This is a genomic window from Pseudomonas sp. SDO524_S393, assembly GCF_054071875.1.
On the sequence record NZ_JBSVVZ010000033.1, the window covers coordinates 1 to 22,010 of the forward strand.

Genomic DNA, 22,010 nt, shown 5'->3' on the forward strand with positions numbered 1-22,010 from the left:
GCACTCCAGCGCGGGACAAGCCCGCTCACTACAGTGCACTGCATGCCCTCGTTTGGTGCGCGAACAAACTTGAACTTCCCCCAGGCCCTTTTTTTCTAACTTCACCCGACCCCGTGTGGAGCATCGACGTGCCCAGAATCATCTCGCCCCAGACCCCCGAAGCCGCGCTGACCGACCACAGTGAACACAACGCCAAGATTTTCGGCTCGCCCAAGGACCGTCTGGACTTCTATCGGCGAGAAATCCAGTACGAGACCAGCATCCTGGCCAACCGTACCGACGCCTACCTCACGGCCCAGTCGTTCCTGGTGATCGCCTTCGTCTCCGGCATGGGCAACCTCAACCCGGAATGGGGCAAGTTGTTCACCCTGGTGGTGCCGGTGTTTCTGGTGGCGTTGGGCATCCTCAGTTCGTTGAACGCCTGGCCGGGCATTCGCGCAGCCTACGAAATCATCGACCACTGGCATTACAAGCAAAGCGAACTGCTGCGTAGCGAGCCGGTCATGGGCCTGGCCTACGACGAGTCGCCGCTGTTCTGCGAAACCGAGTCATCCCACAAGGGTTATCGCAAGTCGCTGCTGTTCTCCATGCGCGCGCCATGGTTGTTCATGGTGTTCTGGCTATTGCTGGGGATCTACGCGTTCTACATTCAGGTAGACAACCCGGGGTCTTAAACCAGGGGAACTTCAGCGCCCGGCGCGTGACCTTAACGTTAAGCAGGCGAGATTTCCGAGAGGTAACCCATGAGCACACCCAAGCAACCCGCCACCGGCGCCGATGCCCCCAAGGACCCGGCGCTGAGCCAGGATCCAACGGCCAAAGACCCCAAGGCCAAGGAAAACGACTACAGTCCAGACTTCAAGCCCGAGCGCGAGCCCAAGCCTGAAACCGATGCGGATATCGACACCCAGGGCGGTTAGAGGAGACGGTCATGTCAGATGCACTTGATGAAGAACTCGAGGAAGAACTCAACGACCCGGGCAATGAAGACCCCGGGTCGCTGATGGATGATGCGGAAGTGCCGCTCAATGATCTGGATGATGCGGCGGATTTGGGGAACACCGAGAATCAGGATTGAGCCCACGGGAATAGCCGCCTGAAAAACCGCTTTCAGGCGACTGACCTCCTAACGTCAGGTATTGATCCAGGAATGTTCGGCGCCAATCTGGACGTGCCAGCGTCGAAGTAACGGCTGGTAATGTTCCTTCATGGCCGCTATCTGCTTATTCAGCAAGTCAGGCGGTGCAATGCCCTGTCTTGCGAAGTACTCACGGATATCTTTTTCCACGTTGACGATGGGGCCCTTCGCAACGGGTTGTCCTCCAACAAACTCCATTTGCCGGGTGAGCCCGTCGAAACCCAAGTCGTACATGTCCGGTCTCTTGGTGCGCAGGATTTCATCGAACAGCGTCGGGCCTACGGTTTCGAAGATTTTCTGCTCATAGGCACGAAACTCCGGCGTGTACTGGATGTGGCCGTTGGCGTCTTTCGCGACGGTGGGGCGGTTTTTCTCGAGGTAGGGTTTATTGGCGGTAAAGCGTTTGTTCATCTCCGTAATCATGTCGCCGAGCACCGGATTGCCGGGTTGTGTCGCAAAGTTACTGGTGTTGTAGAACAGTTTGTAGTCAGACACCTGATGACCCACCGGGCGGTTGACCAGAATGTCGCGGGAGCCCGCGTTGAATGAAGCACCGCCGATGTTGGATTGAATCACGTCATCGGTGTCCAGATAGAACCCGCCATATTTGTTCATCAAGGGATAGCGCGCCACATCCGACGCGGCCGCGAGGTTTTTGCCTTGGCCCTGTCGGAAGTAGTTGTACATGTCTGTGCTTTTGAGCTGTTTGAAAAAGTCGTCGTCATGCAGATTGAGCACCGTCAGCCCAGGCGCCTGAGTTTCGAGGGTGTTTTTTATATTCTGAAAAATCGCCGGGCTGTCAGCGTCCACATGCAGGATCGAGCTGTACCCCGGCGTCTTCGAGCCGTTGTTGGCCATGTTCTTGACCAGCGACGGCGGTATGTCGTTGCCCGCCCAGAAATAGTGGATATGTTTGGGCAGGGGCTTGGCATCCTTGGGGATACCGATGATTGTCGGCGGCGATACCTCGACAAGCTTTAACTGCTGCGCATCGACTTTCTTCGCGCTTTTGAATTCGGTGAAGGTGCCACCTTGCCATTTGCCCTTGCGGCTCCTCCAGAAATACAGCGAGTCTTGATCGGAGGACTTCCAGGCCCCGGCGTAGCTGTCGAAGGTCACACTGCGTTCCTTACCCTGAAAGTCCAGCGTATAGGGGCGTGGCGAACCGGCCGTAAACTTGATGTCATCCAAGGGCAGCACGTAGTTTTTTTCCCCAAGTTTCCACGGTGTCAGCTGTCTACCCGCACCCCCCGGCACTCGACCGACCAGTGTGAAATCCTGCAGTGATTTGCCATAGGCCTGGCGTGTGCGTGGGTCATAGGCATGCCAATGGCCCGTTGCCGGGTCTGTTTTGGCTAACACGCGTTTTTCCTGGACCGCGCCTAACGACTTGGATGTGCCCTCGGCAATGTCCGGCTTTTTCGCCAGCTCCAGCAAGTTGATGTTGCGATATGATCCGCGCAGCTGCTTGATGCCGTTGTAGGCTGCGCCGTACGTCTTGCGCACGCCGTTCCCGACGCCCCGCGCCAGGACGTCCACTCCGTTCAGCGGGTTCAGAGCAGTCACGGTGGCGCGCCCGACGACCTTGAACGTCTGGCCGACTTTGGTCAGCGCAGAGACGCCCTGAGCCACGCCTTTGGCGCCTTTGAGCGCAGTACCGAAGCCGACCAGGAAGCCGAATACATCCCAGAACAAATCTCCAAATCCCTGGCGAGTATTGCCATTCTGGAAATTGACGATTGCTGAGCGGAACGGAATGAGGTTCAGGGCAAACGCTGCGACTTTTCCGTGGGTTGGCACCTCCGTATCAAAGGTGGTCACGCCTTTGACGGCCTTTTTGACAGCGGGAATGTCCATGTCCTTGAGGATCGCATCGGCCAGGTAAGCGGTTCGCGCACTGCCGAAGCTGTCTGGGGTGCCGCTGGCACCCGGGGTCTCGTCCATCAATCCGGCGGGGTAGTTCCCCTCGGGCGTGATGACCTTGAACTCGTTGAAAGGGCGTGTCTCTTTGTAATAGGGCTCGCCCGTCTTGAAGTCGCCGAGATCGGGGCGCGGGGTGATTTTGCCTTGTACACGGTCGATCTGGTAATTGAATATCTGGCCGTCGCGCTCGATCTTGACCTGCACACGACCTTCAGTCGAAGGTTTCTTGCCGCCCCATTCGTAATAGTTTTCCCTGGCGATGGTGACTTTGCCGAACTCGAAATTCTGCCGGTCCGCCAGGGGCAGCTTCGACACCAGGTATTTTATCTGCGCGGCAGTGGCGGTCTTGATCGCACCGGCATACTCCGAGAAGGCTCCCTCGAAGGCGCTGGGCAGGTGGGGCAACAGTGTGAGTTTTTGCAGGACATCGGCGATGTCGAATGCCGTCGACGAAGAGACCCAGGTGCCCGGCCTGCCGTCGGATGGTAAATCGACGATGCCGTATGTGGCTGCATTGATGAGGGCTCGACCTGTTTCCCCCCAGTTATCGGCGGAGTCCGGTGCTTTTGGGATGCCTCGACCGTCGAGGTATAAATCCAGTATCGAGTAGGGCCCGGGGAAGTACCGGTTGGCAGGGCTGACGCTGATGCATTTATCTTCAAGGTGCTTTGGGTCCAGCGCCGGCAGAGCCTTTTTCAGCTGTTCCAGAGCCAGCTCCCTGGCAATTGGCATTTCCGCGGTGGAGGCTTGCGAGGCCTTTTGCAGCTCGTTGACCTGAGCCGCAAATGCCTTGCGTACGTCAGCCATCTCGGCCTCGGTAACGGGGTACGGGCCGCCATTGGCAACGGCCCAGTCCTTGAGTGCGGCGGTATGGGCTGCGAACTCGATGCGCGCGTCCTCTTGCGAAACCGGCGCGATGCTGGCGTGCAGCATGACCTGTGCATAGCTCATGGTCGCCGTCGCCCCCGGGGCCTGGGCTTCGATACGCGCTACCGCCGTGGTGAAACTCACCCAACTGTGGGTACCCGGCACCAGATCCTGTGGAATGTCACGCACCAGAAACGCCGGCGCGCGGCTGGACAGCAACAACGTGGCCTGAGCCGACGCCAACTCGAGAGATAAACCCTTGCCGGCCTTGGCCAACACCTCCGTCAACTCCTTCAACACGGTGGCTGCGTTTTTGCCTGCGTTCTGAGCCGACAGCAAGGTGTACCCGGCAATACGGGTTTGTCCGTCGTTCGGTGCGGCGAGCTGAAGGTTCAAGGTCGCCAGCAGCCAGTCGTTGGCACTGCCCTTGACCGAACGGGCCTCGAATCGATCCTGAATCGCCTTGCCCAGCGCCTGGCCTTTGCGCGACTCGATCAGCGTGTCGATCAACCGCCGGGGATCCGCAGCGATTTCGGCGGATATCTGCTCGCCGTCCGACAGGTAATGCAGGACGCTGTCGAACGGGGTGAGGTCGATCCCGTCCAGCTTGCCCTGGATGTCCGCCCTTAATTGCCCTTCGCTGACGGCATCCAGCGGCTCGGGCCAGGCCAGGGCACCCCCGTAATTGCCATGAACCGCCGCCTTGGGAAGCGGAGTCGAGAGGGCGGCGGCCAGGTTGTCGAGTTGCTCAAGGTCGGTGGGGACGCTCCAACCGTGATCCTTGATGAACTGCAGCAGGCTGACGCTGTTCCACCGGCCTCCATCTTCAGGGACGTAAGTGCCCGCCGGATCCATATACAGCACAAGCGACTTCAGCTCGCGATTGATCTCTAACGTATCGCGCGAGCCTTCACGAACCAGTCCTGCCAGATGTCGCAGATCGTTCGCCGCCTGGTAGCGGTTGCCGATATCACCCAGCAATGCCTGTTGCTCCTCAAGCTTCGCTTCGCTACGACTGGCATGCAGGCCCGAAAAAAACTCGGGCTCCAATTCGATGAAAGTTTTGTCCCGTGCCAGCTCATCCACGCGCTGCTGTATTTGCTCGCGGGACAGCAGCGTCGGCTCTTTGTAAAAGCGATTTACCAGTCCAAAGGGCGCACTTCGCGCGGTCGTAAGCGAAGGCGGGGAGAACGTTGCGAAACCGTGACCGGAGACGATGACACGACCCGCCTCCAGAATCGGGCCGTTGACGGCAGACCACTCAGGATCGTCGCCTCTCAATGTGTGAATGACGTTGCCGGGATCCGCTTTGAGGCTGAAGGAAATCTGGCCGGACGTGGGGTTGAGGGTGATCGAGTTGCGCTTGATCCCCCGGTTTTCCATCCACTGCACGACATCGGGGGACTGAAACGCCAGCGCCAGTTGGTTCCACCATTGCCCAAAGGTTGAGCCGGCCGGGACGGGGTACAGCGAGAGGTTGAAATCGTGTGAAGTATGACCGTTGGTTTTGGCCAGCGTATGGCGATAGAGCGCCGCCAGCTCGCTGTCACTTTCCTCTCGCGTAGTGGGCAGCTGTTCCTGGCTGTCGGCGGGCTCATCCGCCTCACGGCGTTGTCGTGTCAGGGCTGGGGAAACGGGGGCGGTGGAGAATGGATCAAGCCGAGGCGTTTGGGTGAAAGTGATCATCATGGTTTCTCATCATGTGATTGACAGGTCTGTACCTGAGGCGCTGGTTACCCCGCGACAGAGTCTGTGTGTCACCTGAACCCCTGATGATTCCCGGCGTTGTGCGGTTTTTGTGTTGCTATTTCTAGGATGAGCGTCGTTCGTACCAGGCCAGCATCGGCTGGGTGCTCACGCCATGCACCACCCCAGTGGTGGGTCATGCAGGTTTGAGAGCCGCCGCGCGGTGCGGGTTCAATGCGTTTCGATCAACTGCGAGCCAATGGTTTTCAGACGGATCATATCGATCAAGTGCCGCAGGCCCGGCTGCGATTGCCGGCGACTCGGGTAGTACATGTACAGCGGCTCACCCATGCTGGCCCAGTCGGGCAAGACTTCGTGCAGGCGGCCGTCCTTGAGTTCCTGCTCCACGCGGTTGGACAGCACATAGGCGACACCCACGCCCTGCAGTGCGGCATTGACGATGGTTTCGGTGTCGGCTGCGCTGAAATGGCCAGGCACATCCAGACGCTGCTGGCGCGGGCCGTTGCCCAGCTCCCATTTGTAGGTGGTCCTGTCGCCCAGGTACATGCGGATGCAGGAGTGCTGCAACAGGTCGGCGGGCTCCTGCGGTGTGCCATGGTGCGCCAGGTAGGCGGGGGAGGCGACCATGATCCAGCGCAGCTCGCCGGTGAGTGGCACGGCGACCATGTCCTGGGGCACGGTCGCCCCATAGCGGATCCCCGCGTCATAGCCCTCGGCGATGATGTCGATCATCTGGTCCTGGACGATCAGGTCCAGGCGCAGTTGCGGATACGCGGCGCAGAAATCGCCGAGGATCGGCGAAAACAGTAGCACCGCCGCATCCCGTGGCACGTTCAGACGCAGGCGGCCAATGGGGGCTTCGCGATACAGCTCCAGAGTGTCGAGGCCGTCCTGGATCGTGGCGAAGCCCTGGGTAAGTTTTTCCGCGAGCAGGGTACCCGCATCGGTGGGTTCCACCGCCCGACTGGTGCGGTACAGCAACTTCACCCCCAGGCGGGTTTCGAGGTTACGCATGGTGTGGCTCAGCGCCGAAGTGGTGACCCCCAGCTCATGGGCGGCGTGGCGAAAACTGCGACGGCGGATGACGGCCATGAACACATTGAGATCGGCCAGTTCGGAGCGGTTAAAAGCGGCCATTTCAAGACTCTTTTAGGAGAATTCGGTTGTATGCGGCGTTGAGCCCTATTCAACCAGGGATGACCTAGAGTAATTGCTTTTCAAAGTATTGCTATGGGCAGAGTGATTTTTTATGAGTATCGAAACCCTCAAGATCCCCGGTATCGAAAAAGCCGTTTCACGGATCGCCCTGGGGACTTGGGCCATGGGTGGCCGTCTGTGGGGCGGCTCGGACAATGAACTGTCCATCAAGACCATCCGCCACGCCCTGGCCAGCGGCATCAACTTGATCGACACGGCGCCGGTCTATGGTTTCGGCTTGTCCGAAGAATTGATCGGCAAGGCCCTGCGTGGCATCCGCCACACCGCGGTGATCGCTACCAAGGCCGGTTTGCAATGGGACGACGGCACTACCCGCCGCAACGCGACTGCCCAGCGCATCCGCAAGGAAATCGAAGATTCGCTGGTGCGCCTGGAAACCGACTACATCGACCTTTATCAGATCCACTGGCCCGACCCGTTGGTGACGCAGGAAGAGACGGCCTACGAACTGGAGTGTTTGCGCCGCGAAGGCAAGATCCTGGCGGTGGGTGTGAGCAACTACTCGCCGTCGCAGATGGACGCGTTCAGTCAACACACGACCCTGGCGACGGTGCAGCCGCCGTACAACCTGTTCGAGCGCGCCATCGACAGCGATATCCTGCCTTACGCCAAACAGCACTCCCTGGTGGTGCTGGCCTACGGTTCGCTGTGCCGGGGCCTGCTGACCGGCAGCATGCATTCGGCCACCAGTTTTTCCGGCGATGACGTGCGCAAGCTCGATCCGAAATTCAAGGCGCCGCGCTTCGAGCAGTACCTGGCGGCCGTGGCGGCGCTGGACGTGTATGCCCGCGAATGCCACGGCAAAACCGTGCTCGCCCTGGCGCTGCGTTGGGTGCTGGACCAGGGGCCGACGGTTGCGCTGTGGGGTGCCCGCCGCCCCGAGCAATTGAGAGGCTATGAAGATGCTTTCGGCTGGCAACTGACCGCCGATGACCTGGGCCACATCGACCGTATTCTGGCCAGCACGATAAAAGATCCCATCGGCCCGGAATTTATGGCCCCCGCCAAGCGTTAACTCTTCGACAGGGATGTCGGCAGCCAAATAAAGAACGATATCCCTGTACGTCGAGGTTTTTGCATGAAGCGCGGTACCGTATTCACGATCGCTGGTGGTTTGCTCTGTGGGCTGGTGGTGCTGGGGGCCTGGAAATGGCGGGGCAACCCCGATGCCCTGTGGCAGATCGTCAGCCAGCAATGCGTGCCCAACCAGCAACGGCAGCACAATCCCGCCCCTTGCCTGTCGGTGGATCTGGACCGTGGCTACACACTGTTCAAGGACCGCAACGGCCCCTTGCATGACCTGCTGATTCCCGTGGACAAAGTCACCGGTATCGAAGACGTAGCCCTTAGTCGCCAGTTGCTGCCGCATTACTTCGCCCAGGCCTGGAAGCATCGGCGGGTGTTGTCCGAAGGCCTGAAAAAACCGATCGCCGATCAGTTCGTATCAGTGGCAATCAACTCACGCTATGGCCGTTCACAGAACCAGTTGCACGTGCACATCGCCTGTCTGCGCCCGGACGTTTACATGAGCCTCACTCAGCAAACCAAAGGCCTGAGCGAACAATGGCAGGTGCTGCCCACCGAGCTGAAGGGGCACACCTACAGTGCACGCATGTTCTCGGCGGCGGATGCCGAGGTGCTCGACCCGCTGGCGCTGCTGCGCGACTATGCGGCGGCCCGGAATGACTCGATCAGCCATTACGGGCTGCTGATGGCGCCGCGCGCCGACGGCAATTTCGTGTTGCTCACCACCCACCTGGACCTCACCGACCTGAACCTGGGCTCGGCCGGCGAGTTGCAGGACTATCGCTGCGACCTGATGAGTCAGTTGTAACTTTTTCCCTTTCTGACTGGGATATCCTTCCATGCGCTCGACTGTACTGCTTTCCCTGTTGCTGCTCGCCGGTGCCGTTCAGGCCGCCACTCGCGAAGTCGTCCCGATCCACAGTGCGACCATGGCCAATGGTGACTTGCGCTACAGCGTGACGCTGAAAATCGGCGACACATCGGTGGAGACCCAGTTCGACACCGGCTCGGTGGGGTTGCGCGTGCTGCCGGGAGTGCTCAAACCCCAGGACGTCGTCGCACAGGACACTCCCGCAACGATCCAGTACGGCAGTGGCGTGCGCCTGGGTGGCAAGCTGGCGCTGGCACGGGTCAGCCTGGGCAATGCCTCGGCACGGGTGCCGATGCAGTTGGTGGACAGCATCGGTTGCAGCGAGGCACGCCCGAAGTGCCCGGCGTCCACGGTGGCCGCCAGGGACTTCCTGATGGGTGGCCGCCCCGAACGGGGCGAAGGCTTCAAGGCAATCATGGGCGTGGGCATGCTGCGCGCGTCCGCCACCAACCCGCTGGTAGCCATGGGTGGCCGCTGGCTGGTGCTGCTGCCACGGCCAGGGCAGAGCACCGGGCAATTGATCATCAACCCGACCGCGGCTGAAACCCGGGGCTTCAGAAACATCAGCCTGCAACGCTTTGCCGTGAAGCCGGGTGATGCCGGCCCGTACTGGAAGGACCATGGCGTGCAAGGTTGCCTGCAACGCCTGGATACCCGTGAGCAGGTGTGCGCCAACAGCATTCTCGACACCGGCGCTGCGGGTTTTCATATTTACGCCGATGCCTTGCAGACCAACTGGCCGGTGGGCACGCCGGCGCACTTCAGCCTGGCCATGGCCGACGGTAGCCAGTTGGGCCAGCACTTCAAGGTGGACAACAGTGGCGGGCGCTATGTGCGCTATATCAGCGCCCAGGGCCCGCGCAACTTTCACGGCATCAATGCCGGGTTGCTGACGTATTTCGACAACGCGGTGCTGTATGACCAGGCGGCCGGCACCATCGGTTTGAAGGCGCGCTGATCGTCTGTACGATCCGGCACCGCGTCGAGGCTATCGCGCTTTTCCAGCCACTGCCAATCCCTGTGGGAGCGGGCTTGCCCGCGAATGCGTTGGGTCAGTCAGCATATTCAGTGATTGACACTCCGCATTCGCGAGCAAGCCCGCTCCCACATTTAAACCGCGTATGCCCGGTAAATTTCATTCACGACCTCTTTGCTCGATAAACGACATCCGCTCAAATTTATCCATTGAACGACTGTTCAGTTTCAACTATGTTGACCGCATCCACCCGTTTGCATGCAGGCGGGTTCGCGCTTTTTCTTCTTGAACGAGAGGCTCTGGCATGCGGTTTTCCCCCTTCGTCGAACGAATTGCAGGGCAGGGCGTAGCCGCCTGGGACATCCACCACGCCGCGTTCCACGCTGCCAGCCAAGGCGAAGACGTGATCATCCTCAGCGTTGGCGACCCGGATTTCGCCACGCCATCGTTCATCACCGATGTCGCCGTCGGCGCGTTGCGCACCGGTGATACCCACTACACCGAAATTCCTGGCCGCGCGGCACTGCGCGAGGCCGTCGCCGCGCGCTACAGCCAGACCCTGGCGCGCCCGCTGAACGCTGAAAACGTGATCATCGTGCCGGGTGCGCAGAACGCCTTGTTCATCAGTTCCCTGTGCCTGTTGCAGGCCGGCGATGAAGTGCTGGTGCTCGACCCGATGTATGTGACTTACGAGGCCACGCTCAAGGCCAGCGGTGCGAGCCTGGTGAGGGTGCCGTGTTCACCGGAGTCGGGTTTTCGCCTCGATGCACCAGCGCTCGCGGCGGCGATCACCCCGCGTACCCGGGCGATCTTCTTCTCCAACCCGAACAATCCCACCGGTGTGGTGCTCGACCCGCAGGAGCTGCAAGCCATTGCCGACCTGGCCATCGCCCATGACCTGTGGGTGGTGGTGGACGAGGTCTACGAAAGCCTGGTGTTCGACGGCCAGTACCACAGTCTCGCGGCCTTGCCGGGCATGGCCGAGCGTTGCGTGGTGATTGGCAGCCTGTCCAAGTCCCACGCCATGACCGGCTGGCGCATCGGCTGGATCGTGGCCCAACCGGCGATGGTCGCCCATGCCGAAACCCTGGTATTGAGCATGCTTTACGGGCTGCCCGGGTTTGTGATGGAAGCGGCGACGGCTGCCGTGCTGGCTCACGACGAAGTGACGGTGGGCATGCGCGAGCTCTATCGTCGTCGGCGTGACCTGGTGGTGGCCGGCCTCGGCCAGTGCCCGGGGATCCGCGTGCAGGCACCGCAGGCGGGCATGTTTGTGCTGGTGGACGTACGTGGCACGGGGTTGAGTTCGCTGGATTTCGCCTGGCGGCTGTTTCGCGAAGCCGGGGTGTCGGTACTGGACGCCGCCGCGTTCGGCGAACCGGCCCAGGGCTTTGTGCGATTGTCGTTCACCCTGGGTGAGGAGCGTCTGGCTGAAGCCTGCCGGCGTATCGCACAGTTCGTGGCCAGGCTTGCGACCGAACCGCGTATCGCCGCTGCACCGAAGATTGAAGTGGCGGCACCGGCCCAGGCCCGCAAGATGATCGAAGTCATCGACCTGCATAAACGCTTCGGCAATATCGAAGTGCTCAAGGGCATTTCCCTCACGGCCCACGAAGGCGATGTGATCTCGCTGATCGGTGCCAGTGGCTCCGGCAAAAGTACGCTGCTGCGCTGCATCAACATGCTCGAAATCCCTGATCAGGGCAGCATTCGGGTGGACGGCGAGAGCATCAAGCTCAATTACGACCGCCCCGGCGCGCCGCTGGTGGCCGACGCCGCGCAACTGGTGCGTATCCGCTCCACCCTGGGCATGGTGTTCCAGAACTTCAACCTGTGGCCGCATCGCACCGTGCTGGAAAACCTCATCGAGGCGCCCACCCAGGTGCTGCGCGAAAGCCGTGCCGAAGCCATCGAGCGTGCCGAAAGCCTGCTTGACCGTGTCGGGTTGGCCGCCAAGCGCAATGAATACCCGGCGTTTCTGTCCGGTGGCCAACAGCAGCGCGTGGCGATTGCCCGTGCACTGGCCATGCGCCCCAAAGTCATGCTGTTCGACGAACCCACCTCGGCCCTCGACCCGGAACTGGTGGGCGAAGTGCTGCGTGTCATCCGCTCCCTGGCCGAAGAAGGCCGCACCATGATCCTGGTCACCCATGAAATGGCCTTCGCCCGGGATGTGTCCTCCAAAGTCGCTTTTCTGCACCAAGGCATGATCGAGGAAACCGGTTCACCGGATGCGGTGTTCATCGACCCTCGCAGTGAACGTTGCCGACAGTTCGTCAACGCGCATCAAACTCGCTAACTCCATAAAAAGACGGGGCAAAATCATGAAATCCAAACGCATGGCAACGTGGTTGAGCAGTGCAGTGTTGATGGTGGCCGCCGGTTTCCTCCAGGCCGCGGAAAAACCCATCGTGTTCGCCGTCGCGGCCGAACCCTACCCACCGTTCACCGTGAAAGGCGGCAACGGTCAATGGTCCGGCTTTGAGGTGGACCTGATCCACAAGTTGTGTGAGGGCATGAAAGCCGAATGCCAGATCAAGGAAGTGGCCTGGGACGGCATCATTCCCTCACTGCTGGCCAAGAAGATCGACGTGATTTTCTCGTCGATGTCGGTCACCGACGAGCGTGAAAAACAGATCGCCTTCAGCCGCGCCTACTACGACTCTCTGTTGGGGGTGGCCGGTCCCAAGGGCAGCGAAGTGGAAATTTCCCCGGCGGGTCTCAAGGGCAAGCTGATCGGGGTGCAGATTTCCACCGTCAGCGCCAATTACCTGAAGAAGTATTACGAGAACATCGCCGACCTCAAGTACTACGACACCCAGGAGTCGGCCAACGCCGACCTGATCGCCGGGCGCATCGACTACATGATGGCCGACGACACCGCCATCGCCATGATGGTCAAGACCCCGGAGGCCAGCGGCCTGGCGCATATCGCCAGCGTGCCCTACGACCCGATCATCGGCCGTGGCGTCGGCGCCGGCCTGCGCAAGGAAGACACCGCCCTCAAGGCGCGGCTCGACAAAGCCATCGGCGAACTGCTGGTGAGCAAGGACTATGACGACCTGTCCCAGCATTATTTCGGCCTGTCGGTCAGCCCGTGCAAGCGCACCGACACCCCGGCGTTCGTCAGCAAGACCTGTGACAGCCCGTACCAGCAAGTCGCCCAGAAGACCGAATGATGTTCGAACTCCTCAGTTTCGACGAGCAAGGGTGGGGCCACGCGTTACTCAAAGGGTTAGGGATGACCCTGCAAATCTCCGCCGGGTCGTTTGCGGTGGGCTTGCTGATCGGCCTGGTGGTGGCGTGCGCCAAACTGGGTGCGCCACGCCCGATCGCACTGCTGATGCGCGGCTATACCACAGTGTTTCGCGCGGTGCCGGAACTGCTGATGATCCTGCTGCTGTACTACGCCGGCTCCATGGGCCTGAACGCGCTGATGCTGTGGCTGGGGTTCGCCCAGGTCAACATCAGCGGTCCGTTGGTGGCGGTGCTGGTGCTCGGGTTGGTGCAGGGCGCCTATGCGTCGGAGATCTTCCGCGCGGCGATCCTGGCGATTCCCCACGGGCAGATTGAAGCGGCGCGAGCCTTCGGCTTGAGCGGCGTTGGCCTGTTCCGCCGGGTGACGCTGCCGATCATGGCGCCGTATGCCCTGGCCGGCATGTCCAACCTGTGGATCAACCTGATCAAGGACAGCGCCCTGATCAGCGTGGTCGGCACCAACGAGTTGCTGTACACCGCCAAGCAGGCGGCGGGCTCGACCCGCCAGTACCTGTTGTTCTACCTCACGGCCGCCGCCTTGTATTACCTGGTGACGCTGGCTTCCAACTACCTGTCCGGGCGCCTGGAGCGACGCATTCGTCGCTGGATGCCGGTTGTCGAGTGAGGGGCCCATGCCTGAGTGGATGCCTGAATGGATCAGCTATTACGCGGGACTGATCGCCAAAGGGTTGCAGACTACCTTGTCACTGCTGCTGATTTCGGCGGTGCTGGGGTTCGTGCTGGCAGTGCTGGTGGCGTTGGCCCGTTTGTCACGGCGCAAGTGGCTGGCCCGTGGCGCGCTGGCGTACACCAGCGTGTTGCGGGGTACGCCGCTGCTGATCCAGATCTATATCTTCTATTACGGCCTGGGCAGCCTGTTCGCCCAGTTCCCGATGATTCGCGGCAGTTTCCTGTGGCCGTACCTGCGCGATGGCTACTGGTACATCGTATTTGCCCTGGTGCTGTCGGTGGGCGCCTACGTGGGCGAGGTGATTCGCGGTGGGTTGCTGGCGGTGCCCAAGGGCGAGATGGAAGCTGCTGCGGCGTTCGGCATGAAGCCCCGTCAGGCGCTGTTGCGCGTGCGCCTGCCACGGGCCATGCGTCTGCTGTTGCCGACCCTGGCCGGTGAAACCGTGATGCTGCTCAAATCCACCGCCCTGGCCTCGACCATTGCCGTGGTCGACTTGTTGGGCGCGGCCAACGTGGTGCGGGCGCAGACCTTGCAGGTCTACCAGCCATTGCTGTTGGTGGCGGGTGTCTACCTGTGTCTGACCTTCCTCATCGAAGGCGTCTACGCCATCGCCGAACGGCGCGGTACGCCGCTGCGCAGGTCGGCCGGATGAACCAGGACCGCTCGTTGCAAGGGATTGCCCTGTGTTCCCTGGCGTACCTGTTCCTGGCGTTGCAGGACGCGGTGATCAAGTGGCTGGTGGCCGATTATTCGGTGTTCACCATTCTGTTCTGGCGCAGCCTGGTGGTGGTCGCCGCGTGTGTCGTGGCCGGGCGCATGGGCCTGTTGCGCCGCGCCTGGACCTCGCTCAGCCGGCGACTGCTGATCGTGCGCGGGTTGCTGTCGTTGCTGGCCTGGCTGTTGTACTACACCGCCGCCCGGGACCTGACCCTGGCGGAAATGACCACCTTGTATTTCTCCGCGCCGATCATGGTCACCTTGCTCGCCGCGCTGATCCTCAAGGAGCGCGCCAGCCGTGGCCAGTGGGTGTCGCTGATCATCGGCTTCGTCGGCGTGGTGATCGCCTGTCGGCCCAGCCATCTGCTCGACCCGCTGCCCATCGCCCTGACTCTGGCTGCCGCATTGTGCTGGGCCTTTACGTATATCCAACTGCGTCAGGTCGACCCGAGTACCTCGGTGCTGGAGCAGATGCTGATCACTAACGTGGTGTTCGTGATTTGCATGGCGGTGACCTTGCCCTGGACCCACACCCCGGCGCCGATCCCGTCCTGGCTGGGTATGCTCGCGGCCGGCCTGGTCGGCGGCATCGGCCAGTTCCTGTTGTTCGCCAGCTTCCGTCGGGCCACGGCCACCTTGCTCGCGCCGTTCGAGTACACCGGGTTGATCTGGGCTTTTCTGTTGTCGAGCCTGGTCTGGGGCACGTCGATGGACAGCTCGCTGATCGTCGGCGCAGTGCTGATCGCCGTCAGCGGCACCCTGGCCATGCTCAGCGCACGCCACCCTGAATCACAGGACGTGGTCGGCGCCGAATGCTCCGTGACGCAGCCCCTGTACCCAGCAGCGACAGATGTGCAACCCGTTGGCGGGGCTGAAGGTGCCGGGGTTGAGGCACCCCTCGAGCCAGAGCCCGTCGAGCATCGCCGATAGGCCGATGGCGGCCAGGTGGCTGTCGTGGATCACCAGGTTTTCGCTGCGGGCCAGGTCGTCCAGCAGTTGCTGGATCAGCGCCAGGTAGGCGCGGTAGCTGTTTTCGTGGGACTGGTTAACGTGGGGCGAGTGGCGGATCAGGCTCCAGAACACGACCCACACGCCCAGCAGGTCGGGGTCCATGACCCGGGGTGAAAACGATGCGCTGAGAAACGCGTCCAGGCGCGCGGCAGCGCCCTCGGCCTGTTCCACCTGCTCCCAGAGGGCGCTGGTCAGCTCGTTGGCCAGCTTGTGGTAGGTCTCGGCGATGAGTGCATCGATGCTGCCGAAATGGTGGTTGAGCAAACCCACCGACACCCCGGCCTCGGCCGCGATACGCCGCACGGAAATCCCCGCGTGCCCGTCCCGGGCCAGGCTGGTGAGGGTGGCGGCAATCAGCAGGTCCCGGCGTTCGTCGGGGTCGGCACGGCGCAGTTTGGGAGGGTCGGCGGTCACGGAAAGGCCTTTGATGGGAACCGGTGCGATCAGGTTAGTTGAACGGCTGTTCAATCTCTACCCCTTAAACGATGAGAGGAGGGCAAGGCATGGCAAAAGACCTTTCGTGGCAGGTGCCGGGTGACGCCGGCAATGCGTTGCAGATTGGCGCCTGGCGTTTCGAGGGGAACGGCAGCGGGCCCCGGGTGCACCTGCAAGCGGGCGTACACGCCGATGAAATCGCCGGCATGCTGGTGCTGCACCAGTTGTTGCCGCGTTTGCAGGCGTGCGAGGCCGCAGGACGCTTGCGCGGCAGCGTGACGGTCGTGCCGCAAGCCAATCCGTTCGGCATCGGCCAGTTCCGCCAAGGCAAACTGCTGGGACGTTTCCACGAGGCCACCGGGCAGAATTTCAACCGGGGCTTCGACCATTCGTTGAACATGACGCGCCCGGCGAGCAACTTCGCACAGTGGCAAAAAAGCCTGGTGCAGCTGGCCGTCGATGCCGAGCTGATCCTGGACCTGCACACCGACGACGAAGCCTTGCCCTACCTCTATATCCACCGCAGTTTCTGGCCCGAACAGGGGTTGGCGTTGGCGGCGGCCTTGCAGGTGGATGTGGTGATCGTCTGGGATGAGGGCGGCGACGGCTCCTTCGAAGAAACCGTGATCGACCATGCCGCGCCACGCCTGGCGGCCACCGTCGAATTGCGCGGGCAAGCGGATGTCAGCGACGCGCTGGCGCAACAGGACGCCGACGGAATCTGGGCATGGCTGTGCCTCAATGGGGTGATCGACGAAGTGGCCCAGGTTCGCGAATGGCCGGGTGACGTGGTCGATATGGGCTGCATGGAGACTGTGCTCGCGCCCTGCGCCGGGGTGCTGGTATTCGAGAAAAAGCTCGGTGATGAGGTGCAGGAAGGCCAGCGCTTCGCGCGCATCATCGGACGCCCCGGCGAGCCGAATTCCGAAGTGATCCTGCACGCCGTACAAACCGGACGCCTGGTCACCGGCCACCGCGAACGCCTGGTGGCACAGGGCGCGGTGGTGGCCAAATTCACCGGTACGCGGCTGTCCGAGGGTTACAGCGGGGGTGTGTTGGATCCGTAGTCGTCTCTGTGAGTGTGACGAGCTTGGACACATTCGGTATTGAGGAGTGCTGGAACAAATTCGTACGCCAAGATCACACAAGGGAGGACAACGGCGATGGATTATTCCCGCGCTGACAATCAACTCCTTTACCTTGGCCATTTATGCTCATCACATCCTCCAGTCAATCCAGCGCTTCTGCAAACAGTGTCTCAGTGCTGGAAAAACCTTCGCAAAAAAATGCTGACCTGCATGTGTACAGTGATCACAAAGCCGCGTTCAGCGAGCGCGTGACAAAGGACTTGAACAGTGGCCGGCTGGCGCCTGACGCCAATGCCATGGTCGATGCCGTGTTGTACCCGGGGAAAGCGACCTCGCCCAAGGTGCAGGTCAAGACATTCGCGGTCAATGGCATCCAGGCGAATGACATCCTGTTCATACAGCGTGTACCCCCGGTTTCCGATGGTCCGAATATCGTGCTGTATGTGCCGGAAAAAGACGGCGGCTCCTTTCAAACCTTCACGACGCGCGAAGAAATGAACACCTGGTTGAAAGCCGTCGCGGGTGATCCCCAGCGCCTGAACGCTTTCGCCAAGCACTTTGCAGAAACCGGATACCCGGGTAGGACGCAAAGCGTCTTCGACACGATGGCCCAGTTCAAAAACAACGACATCAATGCCGTGGTCGGCCCCTTTGCCAATGAGTACAGCGATATTTTTGGCCGCCTGGACACAGGTGCATCGGCGCCACCGGTGTCGGTCAATGGGTTGAGCAACCTTAAAGCCGAGCGCGAGTCGCCAGAGGGGCGTGTGCTGTATTCCGGTCTGCGGCCGGACGGTGAAAAAGTCTACTTTCAGTTTGACGCCTATGGGAATTTGCTGGGCGACGGTGACAGGGGCAATTTCTATTTTTTGAACAACGGCGTGAACAGTAGCCGACCGCTGGTGCCTCTTTCGGAGCAAGCGTTCAAGCAGAAGGTTGCCAACCAGTCTCTCGATAACGTGGGCGCCAATGATATTCGCGGGTTCTACGATGAGCTGCTCAATCACCTTGAGCACCCATTTTCTGGCTTGGGTGAAGCGTTGCAGGTGTTCGGCGTCAACAAAAATACCGCCGACACCGTTGAACGCTACTTTGATAACCCCGTCAGCGCGCTGTTGTTGGATCTGAACAAAAACAACCAGATCGGCAACGTATTCGGCGTCGATAAGTCGACCATGGACGGTGTGCTCAAGGGCGTGGGTGACGTCGCCCAGGGCTTTGTGCCTGTTTATGGCCAAGCCAGGGGGATCGCGATGCTGTTGGCGAAGGCTATCCGCAATGAGCCGATGACAGACCAGGAAGTTCGCGACCTGGGTGATGCTCTGGGCTTGAAGCCAGACAGCCCGGCCATGAAAAACCTGCCGATGCGTGGGGCGCCCGGCAATCCTGCAGGACCATTGCCGGTTCCCCAGACAGCTGAAGTGAACACGCCGATTGAAAAGTCCCCTGTCACTGAGGTTGAAGAGCCCTCACCAGCAGGCCCTGCTACAACGCCCCAATACCCGGGTATCAGAAGCGTTTCGTTCCGGGGAGAAAATCGTTACTTCGCAGCTGAAACGCCGGATGCAGGCGATGGTGAGCATTACCTGCTGAGAGTCAAAGACCCGAATGATCCGACCCGATTGGTCAGCAGCGGCATCATTGCCAAGCCAGACAATACGGGGGTTTGGGTGCGTAGGGGGACAAGCGGCGGCGGTGGCGGCAGTTCGAAATCAGCCGCGCCGCAGGCATCTGCCAGCGGTGGAGGCTCGACGGGTTTCCTGGAAAACCTGCTGAAACAGCGTAACGAGACGCCTGGGGCAACGCCCGGGATCACATCTGTCGCCCAGCTCAAGGCTGAGGATTTTCCCGTACCTGCCAGGATCTATCGGGCTCACACCGGGACCGAGAATCCGTCTGTTACCGGCCTGCGTCGTGCCGCAGGAACAACAACGTCGGGTGATGACTACCTGGCGGCAATTATCAAACACACGGCGCGCCAGGGCGGCAGTAATGGCGAGGTCATGTCCTTCAGTACCCAGGGGATGAAGGCCGAAAGTTTCGCCAGGCAGTACTCCACCAACAACAATAAAGTGCCGGTCTACACCGTGGACACCACCCAAGACCCGTCGGCGTTTCGAACTGTGCCCGATATCATCCTCAAAGATGGGGAGCGCCTGGTGAGGGAAGGGAAAATAACCAAGGCGACCTTACTCCAAGCCATCGATAAGGTTCAGCTCAACGAGCAGGAAGTGTTTTATGTGAAGGGGGACGTGCCCCCGCAGTACCTGATTCTCTAGCGGTGGATGACATCGGCCAGGTGCGCCGAGCCTTGAGATCACTGCTGCTGCACCCACTCCCGCGGGCTGGTGCCGATCTTGCGCCGAAACGCCCGGGCCAGGGCCGAGGGGCTTTCGTAGCCCACTTCATCGGCGATCAGCGCGATGGGTCGGCCTTCGCGCAGGCGTTTCTGCGCCAGGCTCACGCGCCAGCTCAGCACATAGTCGGCCGGGGTCTGGCCGACGACCTTGTGGAAGTACGCGGCGAAGCTGGCGCGGGACATGTTCGACTCCACGGCCATTTCCTGCACGGTCCACGGACGCTCCGGATGGTTGTGCAGCAAGGTCATGGCCCGCGCCAGGCGCAGGTCGGCCAGGCCCGACATCATCCCGGTGGTCATGCTGTGCTCGGCCATCATATGGCGCAGGAACTGGATCACCATCAATTCGAACAGCCGGTTCATCACCGCTTCGCGGCCACAATGTTCGGCGAAGGCTTCGCTGAACAGCCAGTCGAGGGTGCCGGCGATCATCGGGATCTGGTCGAGGGGCATGACAATGGTATCGGTCAGGGCCACCGACAACGGGTTATCCAGGCCGCCGTCGAAGCGCAATGAGGCGGCAACCACCTGGGCGCCGTCCGCCGCGCTCGCCAGCAGCCGATGGGGCAGCGGACGAGGCACCAGCACCAGGCTGGGTTTGGGAATGCGCAACGGTCCGTCGGGCATTTCCAGCGTGGCCTGGCCTTCCTTGAGCAGGTAGACCCGACCGCGTTGCTGCAAGTCTTGAGTGTCGATGGCGCCGCGCAACGGGCCACTGTGGAAGGTATCGGCACCGATGCCGAAGTGCACGAGCAGTGTGGACAAACGATCCATGACTCACCTGAGGGTAAATAAACAATCTGTTTAGACGATCTGCGCCATATCGTCGACTAATAGCCTCCATTTGTAAAATCCGTTTCGGCATCATGGCTTCACGTTCAACGCCTTGAGCGCCTAACCCAACGGAGCAAATGCCCATGAAAACCTTCAAGTTCTCCCGTGTCGCCGCCGCCCTGTTCACCGGCGCTCTCGCCCTCGGCGCCGCCTCTGCCAGCTTCGCCGATACCCAGAAAGCCACCGTGGTGCTGGTGCACGGCGCCTTCGCCGACGCCTCCAGCTGGAACGGTGTGATCGCCGGGCTCAAGGCCGAAGGCTACCCGGTGGTCGCTGTGGCCAACCCGCTGCGCAGCGTGAAGACCGATTCTGACTATGTTGCCGACATCGTCGAACACACCCCGGGCCCGGTGATCCTAGTCGGCCATTCCTACGGTGGTTCGGTGATCACCAACGCCGTGCACGGCAGTGACAAGGTCAAGGCCTTGGTGTATGTCGCCGCCTTCGCCCCGGAAAAGGGCGAGACCGCCTTTGAACTGTCTGGCCGCTACCCGGGCGGCACCCTGGGCCCGACTCTGGACAAACCGGTGGTGTCCAAGGACGGCGTGACCGACTTGTATATCCAGCAGGACAAGTTCAACAGCCAGTTCGCCGCCGACGTCGCGCCGAAGGAGGCACAACTGATGGCCGCCGGCCAGCGCCCGATTACCGAGGCCGCGCTGAAGGAACCGTCGGGTGATCCGGCCTGGAAAAAACTGCCGTCCTACTTCATATACGGTTCAGCCGACAAAAATATTCCCGAGGCCGCGCTTAAATTCATGGCTGACCGTGCCGGCTCCAAGGAAACCGTCGACATCAAGGGCGCCTCCCACGTTGTGATGGTCTCCAACCCGGCGCGGGTGGTGGCGATCATCAACGATGCGGCCAAGGCCAACGCTCAATGAAGCTGAAATACCCGCTGTAGTGAGCAGGCTTGTCGAATCGTCGCACCGCCTGCGCCGGGGCGCGAAGCGGCCCTGAGATCAGGCGCCGCATTCTGGCTGACAGGATGCGGTGTTTTTATTGGGGCGGCTGCGCCACCCAGCGCGGGACAAGCCCGCTCACTACAAAAAGCCCGCAGGCGATGGCTTGGATTACTTACTGTGGAAATCAGGCGCCGCGTTCATCGGTCAAAATGTGACCCGCGCAATTTCAAGCGGCGCATCGCACTGTCCAGGTGGGCCCGCGCGCTGGCGGGGTCACCTTCGCGCATTTGTGTGTAGGCCAACTGTGCCACCTGTGGATCGATCGGTTTCAGCGCCTCGCCGCAGGCCATGGCCTTGAGTTGCACCTCGGCCGCACGCTCCAGGTAATACAAGTCATCCCAGGCTTCGGCGATGTTCGGCGCAGTCACCATCACGCCGTGGTTTTTCAGGAACAAAATATCGGCATCGCCCAATGCCGCCGCGATGCGCTGGCCTTCGCGGTTATCCAGAGCCAGGCCGTTGTAGTCCTCATCCACCGCCGTGCGCCCGTAGAACTTCAACGCCGTCTGCCCCAGCCAACGCAACGGCGGGCCCTGCAACAGGCACAGCGCCGTGGCGTTGGGCATATGGGTATGGAACGCCGCCTTGATTCTCGGCTGCGCCCGATGCAGTTGTGCATGGATGTAAAACGCCGTCGCTTCCGGCGTGCCATCGCCATCGATCACATGGCCGGCGACATCACACACCAGCAGATGGGACGCAGTGAGTTCCTCAAAGGCATACCCGAACGGGTTGACGAAAAACAGCTCGTCATGCCCCGGGACGGTCGCCGAAAAGTGGTTGCAGATGCCTTCTTCCATGCCGTGCAGCGCGGCCAGTTGCAGGCACGCCGCCAATTCGACCCGCGCTTGGATGGCGGCGACAGTGTCGAGGTTCCAACGCCCGGCGCGCGGGCCCAGGGATGAGGGCGTAAAGGTATGGGCCAT

18 protein-coding genes and 1 pseudogene are annotated in these 22,010 nt (G+C 61.2%); 14 read left to right on the forward strand and 5 right to left on the reverse strand.

What is annotated here, in order from left to right:
* Positions 1-128 precede the first annotated feature (128 nt).
* From ACW9IB_RS16045 to ACW9IB_RS16055, 3 genes are all read left to right on the forward strand, one after another.
* Positions 129-674 (forward strand): hypothetical protein, encoded by a 546-nt coding sequence (locus ACW9IB_RS16045; protein WP_457368654.1) that lies wholly within the window; start codon positions 129-131, stop codon positions 672-674.
* A 69-nt stretch (positions 675-743) separates the two neighbouring features.
* Positions 744-920, forward strand: coding sequence for a hypothetical protein (locus ACW9IB_RS16050; protein ID WP_457368655.1), 177 nt, complete (start codon positions 744-746; stop codon positions 918-920).
* A gap of 11 nt (positions 921-931) precedes the next feature.
* The gene (locus ACW9IB_RS16055; RefSeq protein WP_457414419.1) at positions 932-1,078 is read left to right on the forward strand and encodes a hypothetical protein; all 147 of its coding nucleotides are present in this window, start codon (positions 932-934) and stop codon (positions 1,076-1,078) included.
* Between the two features lie 54 nt (positions 1,079-1,132).
* Here ACW9IB_RS16055 and ACW9IB_RS16060 read toward each other — a convergent pair whose 3' ends face one another.
* Positions 1,133-5,617, reverse strand: a complete 4,485-nt coding sequence (locus ACW9IB_RS16060; protein WP_457414421.1) for a glycosyltransferase family 32 protein — start codon at positions 5,615-5,617, stop codon at positions 1,133-1,135.
* A 228-nt stretch (positions 5,618-5,845) separates the two neighbouring features.
* Positions 5,846-6,772: a LysR family transcriptional regulator gene (locus ACW9IB_RS16065; protein WP_457414422.1), complete on the reverse strand. Its 927-nt coding sequence runs from the start codon at positions 6,770-6,772 to the stop codon at positions 5,846-5,848.
* Between the two features lie 112 nt (positions 6,773-6,884).
* On the opposite strand from ACW9IB_RS16065, the gene ACW9IB_RS16070 reads away from it, so the two are divergent.
* The 8 genes from ACW9IB_RS16070 to ACW9IB_RS16105 all read left to right on the forward strand — a co-directional run bounded on the left by ACW9IB_RS16070 (position 6,885) and on the right by ACW9IB_RS16105 (position 15,322).
* Positions 6,885-7,868 carry an aldo/keto reductase gene (locus ACW9IB_RS16070; RefSeq protein WP_457368660.1) on the forward strand — a complete coding sequence of 328 codons (984 nt, stop codon included), beginning with the start codon at positions 6,885-6,887 and terminating at the stop codon, positions 7,866-7,868.
* 63 nt (positions 7,869-7,931) lie between these two features.
* Positions 7,932-8,687 (forward strand): CDP-diacylglycerol diphosphatase, encoded by a 756-nt coding sequence (locus tag ACW9IB_RS16075; protein ID WP_457414423.1) that lies wholly within the window; start codon positions 7,932-7,934, stop codon positions 8,685-8,687.
* Between the two features lie 31 nt (positions 8,688-8,718).
* The gene (locus ACW9IB_RS16080; RefSeq protein WP_457414425.1) at positions 8,719-9,708 is read left to right on the forward strand and encodes a hypothetical protein; all 990 of its coding nucleotides are present in this window, start codon (positions 8,719-8,721) and stop codon (positions 9,706-9,708) included.
* Between the two features lie 322 nt (positions 9,709-10,030).
* Entirely contained in the window at positions 10,031-12,025 is a 1,995-nt protein-coding gene (locus ACW9IB_RS16085) for an aminotransferase class I/II-fold pyridoxal phosphate-dependent enzyme (protein ID WP_457368663.1), read from the forward strand.
* Positions 12,026-12,050: 25 nt separating this feature from the next.
* Positions 12,051-12,905, forward strand: coding sequence for a transporter substrate-binding domain-containing protein (locus tag ACW9IB_RS16090; protein ID WP_457368664.1), 855 nt, complete (start codon positions 12,051-12,053; stop codon positions 12,903-12,905).
* Positions 12,905-13,609 carry an ABC transporter permease gene (locus ACW9IB_RS16095; protein WP_457368684.1) on the forward strand — a complete coding sequence of 235 codons (705 nt, stop codon included), beginning with the start codon at positions 12,905-12,907 and terminating at the stop codon, positions 13,607-13,609. The genes ACW9IB_RS16090 and ACW9IB_RS16095 overlap by 1 nt, the downstream gene beginning before the upstream one ends.
* A 19-nt stretch (positions 13,610-13,628) precedes the next feature.
* Complete coding sequence (locus ACW9IB_RS16100; RefSeq protein WP_457414461.1) at positions 13,629-14,327, forward strand: ABC transporter permease; 699 nt, start codon at positions 13,629-13,631, stop codon at positions 14,325-14,327.
* Complete coding sequence (locus ACW9IB_RS16105) at positions 14,324-15,322, forward strand: DMT family transporter (protein WP_457368665.1); 999 nt, start codon at positions 14,324-14,326, stop codon at positions 15,320-15,322. The genes ACW9IB_RS16100 and ACW9IB_RS16105 overlap by 4 nt, the downstream gene beginning before the upstream one ends.
* Here ACW9IB_RS16105 and ACW9IB_RS16110 read toward each other — a convergent pair.
* Positions 15,278-15,817, reverse strand: a pseudogene (locus ACW9IB_RS16110) (TetR/AcrR family transcriptional regulator); the annotation flags it as partial. The gene ACW9IB_RS16105 and the pseudogene ACW9IB_RS16110 overlap by 45 nt on opposite strands.
* 89 nt (positions 15,818-15,906) lie before the next feature.
* On the opposite strand from ACW9IB_RS16110, the gene ACW9IB_RS16115 reads away from it, so the two are divergent.
* Together ACW9IB_RS16115 and ACW9IB_RS16120 are read left to right on the forward strand one after the other, a co-directional pair.
* Positions 15,907-16,905 carry a succinylglutamate desuccinylase gene (locus ACW9IB_RS16115; RefSeq protein ID WP_457414426.1) on the forward strand — a complete coding sequence of 333 codons (999 nt, stop codon included), beginning with the start codon at positions 15,907-15,909 and terminating at the stop codon, positions 16,903-16,905.
* Positions 16,906-17,048: 143 nt separating this feature from the next.
* Complete coding sequence (locus ACW9IB_RS16120) at positions 17,049-19,205, forward strand: dermonecrotic toxin domain-containing protein (RefSeq protein WP_457414428.1); 2,157 nt, start codon at positions 17,049-17,051, stop codon at positions 19,203-19,205.
* A 38-nt stretch (positions 19,206-19,243) separates the two neighbouring features.
* Here ACW9IB_RS16120 and ACW9IB_RS16125 read toward each other — a convergent pair whose 3' ends face one another.
* Entirely contained in the window at positions 19,244-20,059 is an 816-nt protein-coding gene (locus tag ACW9IB_RS16125; protein WP_457368668.1) for a cupin domain-containing protein, read from the reverse strand.
* A gap of 143 nt (positions 20,060-20,202) precedes the next feature.
* Here ACW9IB_RS16125 and ACW9IB_RS16130 point away from each other — a divergent pair, with 143 nt between their 5' ends.
* Positions 20,203-21,003, forward strand: a complete 801-nt coding sequence (locus ACW9IB_RS16130; protein WP_457414429.1) for an alpha/beta fold hydrolase — start codon at positions 20,203-20,205, stop codon at positions 21,001-21,003.
* Between the two features lie 218 nt (positions 21,004-21,221).
* Here the strand turns inward: ACW9IB_RS16130 and ACW9IB_RS16135 are convergent, their stop codons facing one another.
* The gene (locus ACW9IB_RS16135; protein WP_457414431.1) at positions 21,222-22,010 is read right to left on the reverse strand and encodes an aldolase; all 789 of its coding nucleotides are present in this window, start codon (positions 22,008-22,010) and stop codon (positions 21,222-21,224) included.

What these genes read in the sequence shown, in the direction of transcription:
- ACW9IB_RS16100 (WP_457414461.1), top strand. Translation starts at nt 13,629, where the DNA reads ATGCCTGAATGGATCAGCTATTACGCGGGACTGATCGCCAAAGGGTTG.
- ACW9IB_RS16130 (WP_457414429.1), top strand. Translation starts at nt 20,203, where the DNA reads ATGAAAACCTTCAAGTTCTCCCGTGTCGCCGCCGCCCTGTTCACCGGC.
- ACW9IB_RS16055 (WP_457414419.1), top strand. Translation starts at nt 932, where the DNA reads ATGTCAGATGCACTTGATGAAGAACTCGAGGAAGAACTCAACGACCCG.
- ACW9IB_RS16065 (WP_457414422.1), bottom strand. Translation starts at nt 6,772, where the DNA reads ATGGCCGCTTTTAACCGCTCCGAACTGGCCGATCTCAATGTGTTCATG.
- ACW9IB_RS16070 (WP_457368660.1), top strand. Translation starts at nt 6,885, where the DNA reads ATGAGTATCGAAACCCTCAAGATCCCCGGTATCGAAAAAGCCGTTTCA.
- ACW9IB_RS16125 (WP_457368668.1), bottom strand. Translation starts at nt 20,059, where the DNA reads ATGGATCGTTTGTCCACACTGCTCGTGCACTTCGGCATCGGTGCCGAT.
- ACW9IB_RS16115 (WP_457414426.1), top strand. Translation starts at nt 15,907, where the DNA reads ATGGCAAAAGACCTTTCGTGGCAGGTGCCGGGTGACGCCGGCAATGCG.
- ACW9IB_RS16120 (WP_457414428.1), top strand. Translation starts at nt 17,049, where the DNA reads ATGCTCATCACATCCTCCAGTCAATCCAGCGCTTCTGCAAACAGTGTC.
- ACW9IB_RS16050 (WP_457368655.1), top strand. Translation starts at nt 744, where the DNA reads ATGAGCACACCCAAGCAACCCGCCACCGGCGCCGATGCCCCCAAGGAC.
- ACW9IB_RS16095 (WP_457368684.1), top strand. Translation starts at nt 12,905, where the DNA reads ATGTTCGAACTCCTCAGTTTCGACGAGCAAGGGTGGGGCCACGCGTTA.
- ACW9IB_RS16080 (WP_457414425.1), top strand. Translation starts at nt 8,719, where the DNA reads ATGCGCTCGACTGTACTGCTTTCCCTGTTGCTGCTCGCCGGTGCCGTT.
- ACW9IB_RS16060 (WP_457414421.1), bottom strand. Translation starts at nt 5,617, where the DNA reads ATGATGATCACTTTCACCCAAACGCCTCGGCTTGATCCATTCTCCACC.
- ACW9IB_RS16075 (WP_457414423.1), top strand. Translation starts at nt 7,932, where the DNA reads ATGAAGCGCGGTACCGTATTCACGATCGCTGGTGGTTTGCTCTGTGGG.
- ACW9IB_RS16085 (WP_457368663.1), top strand. Translation starts at nt 10,031, where the DNA reads ATGCGGTTTTCCCCCTTCGTCGAACGAATTGCAGGGCAGGGCGTAGCC.
- ACW9IB_RS16105 (WP_457368665.1), top strand. Translation starts at nt 14,324, where the DNA reads ATGAACCAGGACCGCTCGTTGCAAGGGATTGCCCTGTGTTCCCTGGCG.
- ACW9IB_RS16135 (WP_457414431.1), bottom strand. Translation starts at nt 22,010, where the DNA reads ATGGCCCATACCTTTACGCCCTCATCCCTGGGCCCGCGCGCCGGGCGT.
- ACW9IB_RS16090 (WP_457368664.1), top strand. Translation starts at nt 12,051, where the DNA reads ATGAAATCCAAACGCATGGCAACGTGGTTGAGCAGTGCAGTGTTGATG.